The sequence below is a fragment of the Streptococcus sp. Marseille-Q5112 genome (genome assembly GCF_916700555.1).
GTDB lineage: Bacteria > Bacillota > Bacilli > Lactobacillales > Streptococcaceae > Streptococcus > Streptococcus symci.
The window spans coordinates 1-5,587 of sequence record NZ_CAKAKP010000027.1; the positions used below are offsets into that span (position 1 = coordinate 1).

The following is a 5,587-nucleotide window of genomic DNA, read 5'->3' on the forward strand; positions in this document are numbered from 1 at the left end:
AGTGAAGAGATAGTTAAGAATAATGAAACAATTCCTTTTTTCCCAAGTAATAGATTTAGAATGCTTAATACAACAGTAGAGCATTTACTACAAAAAAAGTCAATTGGTGACGAAGGAAGGCAGTTGACACTATTTTTTAAAGAATCAGAAAGACTTATTTATGAGGTGAAAAAATCATTTGGAATAAGTAATTTTCATAGTGGAGAAAGTATTCCCCAGATTTTGCAAGTGGAAGATATCACTTCCTTTTTACACCGTCGTTTTGCAGATTTTAAATATGATAATAAGTGGTATAATCTTCGAAGAAATAGTTTACTCAGTGCATACAAAGCTATTTTATTTTCAAGATTGAATAGAACGGCGAAATATATTTCCCCAGATTTTGAGGAATTGGATAGGATAAAAGAACAAATTATCCAAGAGCTATTAGGAGCAAAAATATATATAGCAAATCAATATGTCAGTAAGATTACTAAGCAAATAGACAAGAACAATGAAAAAATTAAAGATATTGATGATAATAAATTAAGGACTATTTTATCTAATATAAAAAAAGTTAATAAAATTTTAAAAAAGTATACTAATATTTATTTAAAGTTTAAAGATAATGAACTATTAGCTAAGAAAGATGGTGATGAGCTAGATTTGTCCATGCTATCGTCTGGAGAGCGTCGTTTATTGACATTAATATTGAATGTTGTTTATAGTTCAGAAGATTTATTATTAGTGGATGAGCCAGAAATTTCTTTATCATTAAATTATCAGAGTAAAATTATGACAGACCTAGTTGAAATACTCGGGGAAAAAATTATAATCATAGCAACACATGCCCCGTTTGTTTTCAAAGCTTGTGAAAGAATGGAATTTGATTTAGTGGAGTTATAGAATGAATACTTTTGATATCAATAAAGCTGATTATTTTGATGGAGTAGAAAAATTAATTGGTCAAGATAAGTTGATAATTTATGCGGAAGATCCAGAATTTTATTCATGTTATATAACGCCAAAAACAACGGTATTTCCTGAAGGGATGTCCTGTGATCAAGTTAGGCAACGAGTAATTCACAATGGGAATATGAATGCTGTAGGAATTGTTGACGGAGATTTTAATGATTCGATTGAACATGATAATCTTTTTAAAATAAATTATTATTCTATTGAAAATATAGCTCTTTATCATCATAGAAGTATGAGTGAACTAAAAAATAAAATAGTTGACTTCTTAACAAGTAATCTTCAAAATAAACTACGTTTAGATATTTCATTTAATCACGAAGATTTTCACATAAAACATGGAAAAAAATATCAAGAGAATTCAATGAATATGTAGATAGAAAGATTAAAGATGCTGAAAGTTATATTTTATTTATGGACTTAAAGGAAGTGGTACTCCGTTACGGAAAGAATAAGTGCAAGAAATGTTTTAAACAAAGCCTATCAAGTTATGTTCCTCAGTTTGAATCACTGTTTTCATCAGATGAATCAATAAGAATTTTAGAAAAATTATTAGCTTATAAAGCCATTGATTTACCAAGTCAACCAAATTTAATTTTTTAAATAATTAAAATCCCTATTTTTAAAATTAGAATTAAAGAAATCATATCAATTAAGGAGTATTCAATGTCTAAGAAACAAACCTTTCACTGCGTCAGTGACAGAGAACTCCTTACAGTCGGACTGCCTCATGCTCAGCACTAGGGTGCTTAGCTAGACGCAATACTAACTCGTCTTGTCTCGTATAATCCACGAGGCAGACTCGTGTCGCAAGTAATTTATAGAAAAAGGAGAAAACAATGTCTAAAAAATTGACTTTTCAGGAAATCATCCTCACTTTGCAACAATTTTGGAATGACCAGGGTTGTATGCTCATGCAGGCTTATGACAATGAAAAAGGTGCGGGAACCATGAGTCCTTACACTTTCCTTCGTGCCATCGGACCTGAGCCATGGAATGCGGCTTATGTAGAGCCATCACGTCGTCCTGCAGACGGTCGCTACGGGGAAAATCCTAACCGTCTTTACCAACACCACCAATTCCAAGTGGTCATGAAGCCTTCTCCATCAAATATTCAAGAACTTTACCTTGAGTCTTTGGAAAAATTGGGAATCAATCCTTTGGAACACGATATTCGTTTCGTTGAGGATAACTGGGAAAATCCATCAACTGGTTCAGCTGGTCTTGGTTGGGAAGTTTGGCTTGACGGTATGGAAATTACTCAGTTTACTTACTTCCAACAAGTAGGTGGATTGGCAACTGGCCCTGTGACTGCGGAAGTTACCTATGGTTTGGAGCGCTTGGCTTCTTATATTCAGGAAGTGGATTCTGTCTATGATATCGAATGGGCTGATGGTGTAAAATACGGAGAAATCTTTATCCAGCCTGAGTACGAACACTCAAAATATTCATTTGAAATTTCGGATCAAGAAATGTTGCTTGAAAACTTTGATAAGTTTGAAAAAGAAGCTGGTCGTGCTTTGGAAGAAGGATTGGTGCACCCTGCCTATGACTATGTTCTCAAATGTTCACATACCTTTAACCTACTTGATGCGCGTGGTGCCGTATCTGTAACAGAGCGCGCAGGCTATATCGCTCGTATCCGTAACTTGGCCCGTGTCGTAGCCAAAACTTTTGTCGCAGAACGCAAACGCCTAGGCTACCCACTTTTGGATGAAGCAACACGAGCTAAACTCTTAGCAGAAGACGCAGAATAGTGAGTAATATTGTGCTCTAAAATCGTTAGAGGCAAGTCGAAGACTTGCTAGAGGGATATGCACCGCCGTACTTTTATGTGGGGATTTTTGAAACCTTATACTCTTCGAAAATCAAATTCAAACCACGTCAGCTTAACCTTGCCGTACTCAAGTACAGCCTACGGCTAGCTTCCTAGTTTGCTCTTTGATTTTCATTGAGTATTAGGTTCAAAAATCAGTCAGCTAAATCCACTTTGATAAGACTGTTGGAAATCTTGATTAATTTAGTATTAGATTTCCATACAGACTCACAAAGTTAGTTAGCGACGTCCCCAGTACCTAAGGTGCATATCAAAAAAGATTGAAGAAAATGTAAAGGAAAAAACATGACAAAAAACTTATTAGTAGAACTCGGTCTTGAAGAATTACCAGCCTATGTTGTCACACCAAGTGAAAAACAACTAGGCGAAAAAATGGCAGCCTTCCTCAAGGAAAACCGCCTGTCTTTTGAAGCTGTTCAAACCTTCTCAACACCACGTCGTTTGGCTGTTCGTGTGACTGGTTTAGCAGACAAACAGTCTGATTTGACAGAAGATTTTAAGGGGCCAGCAAAGAAAATTGCCTTGGATAGTGATGGAAACTTCACCAAAGCAGCTCAAGGATTTGTCCGTGGAAAAGGATTGACTGTTGAAGATATCGAATTCCGTGAAATCAAGGGTGAAGAATACGTCTATGTCACTAAGGAAGAAGTTGGTCAAGCAGTTGAAGCCATTGTTCCAGGTGTTGTGGATGTATTGAAGTCACTGACTTTCCCTGTCAGCATGCACTGGGCTGGAAATAGTTTTGAATACATCCGCCCTGTTCACACTTTAACTGTTCTTTTAGATGAAGAAGAGTTTGATTTGGATTTCCTTGATATCAAGGGAGGTCGTGTCAGCCGTGGTCATCGTTTCTTGGGGAAAGAAACCAAAATTCAGTCAGCATTGAGCTATGAAGAAGACCTTCGTCGTCAGTTTGTAATCGCAGATCCACGTGAACGTGAGCAAATGATTGTTGACCAAATCAAGGAAATTGAGGCAAAACATGGTGTAAGTATCGAAATTGATGCTGATTTGCTTAATGAAGTCTTGAACTTGGTTGAATACCCAACTGCCTTTATGGGAAGTTTTGATGCCAAATACCTTGAAGTTCCAGAAGAAGTTTTGGTGACTTCAATGAAAGAACACCAACGTTACTTTGTTGTTCGTGATCAAGACGGTAAACTCTTGCCAAACTTCATTTCTGTTCGTAACGGAAACGCAGAGTGTTTGGAAAATGTCATTAAAGGAAATGAAAAAGTCTTAGTAGCTCGCTTAGAAGACGGTGAATTCTTCTGGCGTGAAGACCAAAAATTGGTTATTTCAGACCTTGTTGAAAAATTAAACAATGTAACCTTCCATGAGAAGATTGGTTCTCTTCGTGAACACATGATTCGTACGGGTCAAATCGCTGTGCTTTTAGCAGAAAAAGCTGGCTTGTCAGTGGATGAAACAGTTGACCTCGCTCGTGCAGCAGCCATTTACAAGTTTGACTTGTTGACAGGTATGGTTGGCGAATTTGACGAGCTCCAAGGTATTATGGGTGAGAAATATGCCCTTCTTGCTGGGGAAACTCCAGCGGTGGCAGCTGCTATTCGTGAACACTACATGCCTACATCAGCTGAAGGAGAACTTCCAGAGAGTAAGGTCGGCGCAGTGCTTGCTATTGCAGACAAATTGGATACGATTTTGAGTTTCTTCTCAGTAGGTTTGATTCCATCAGGTTCTAATGACCCGTATGCTCTTCGTCGCGCGACTCAAGGTGTGGTTCGTATCTTGGATGCCTTTGGTTGGCACATTGCTATGGATGAGTTGATTGATAGCCTTTATGCTTTGAAATTTGACAGCTTGACTTATGAAAATAAGACAGAGGTTATGGATTTTATCAAGGCTCGTGTTGATAAGATGATGGGCTCTACTCCAAAAGATATAAAGGAAGCCGTTCTTGCAGGATCAAACTTTGTTGTGGCGGATATGTTGGAAGCAGCAAGTGCTCTCGTAGAAGCAAGCAAGGAAGAAGACTTCAAACCATCTGTCGAATCACTTTCTCGTGCCTTTAACTTGGCTGAGAAGGCAGAAGGAGTTGCTACAGTTGATTCAGCACTTTTTGAAAATGACCAAGAAAAAGCTTTGGCGGAAGCAGTAGATACACTTGTTTTATCAGGTGCTGCCAGTCAGCAATTGAAACAGCTCTTTGCGCTTAGTCCAGTTATTGATGCCTTCTTTGAAAATACTATGGTTATGGCCGAAGATCAGGCTGTCCGTCAAAATCGTTTGGCTATCTTGTCTCATTTAACTCAAAAAGCAGCTAAACTTGCACGTTTTAACCAAATCAATACCAAATAAAATCTGTTAAATGGATTAAATCTTATCACAAAGGAGAAGAAATGGATCAGAAAAAAATTGATCGTATCAACGAGCTTGCCAAAAAGAAAAAAGCAGAAGGCTTGACACCAGAAGAAAAAGTGGAACAAGCTAAACTACGTGAGGAGTACATCGAAGGTTATCGTCGCTCTGTTCGTCACCACATTGAGGGAATCAAAATTGTGGATGAAGAAGGAAACGATGTTACACCAGAAAAACTACGCCAAGTCCAACGTGAAAAAGGTTTACATGGTCGCAGTCTCGATGATCCAAACTCATAATAAGTGTTCTTTCTTTTAACAAAGATAGATGAAATAATAAGTAAAAGACTAGCAGACAAAAATGAACTGCACCCCAAAAGTTAGACAGAAAAAATCTAACTTTTGGGGTGTTTTTATTATGAAATTAACTTATGATGATAAAGTTCAGATCTATAAACTTAGAAAACAAGGATAT

5 protein-coding genes are annotated in these 5,587 nt (G+C 37.2%); all 5 read left to right on the forward strand.

Annotation, left to right across the window (positions count from 1 at the left end; genetic code table 11):
- A partial coding sequence (locus LG372_RS09625) for an AAA family ATPase (RefSeq protein WP_225742706.1) occupies positions 1–885 on the forward strand: 885 nt, incomplete at its 5' end.
- Between the two features lies 1 nt (position 886).
- The gene (locus LG372_RS09630; RefSeq protein WP_225742707.1) at positions 887–1,330 is read left to right on the forward strand and encodes a hypothetical protein; all 444 of its coding nucleotides are present in this window, start codon (positions 887–889) and stop codon (positions 1,328–1,330) included.
- 463 nt (positions 1,331–1,793) lie between these two features.
- A complete protein-coding gene (gene glyQ / locus LG372_RS09635; protein WP_000038733.1) occupies positions 1,794–2,711 on the forward strand; it encodes a glycine--tRNA ligase subunit alpha in 918 nt (305 codons plus the stop codon).
- 365 nt (positions 2,712–3,076) lie between these two features.
- The gene (gene glyS / locus LG372_RS09640; RefSeq protein ID WP_225742708.1) at positions 3,077–5,113 is read left to right on the forward strand and encodes a glycine--tRNA ligase subunit beta; all 2,037 of its coding nucleotides are present in this window, start codon (positions 3,077–3,079) and stop codon (positions 5,111–5,113) included.
- A gap of 41 nt (positions 5,114–5,154) precedes the next feature.
- A complete protein-coding gene (locus LG372_RS09645; RefSeq protein ID WP_000372163.1) occupies positions 5,155–5,412 on the forward strand; it encodes a DUF896 family protein in 258 nt (85 codons plus the stop codon).
- Positions 5,413–5,587 lie beyond the last annotated feature (175 nt).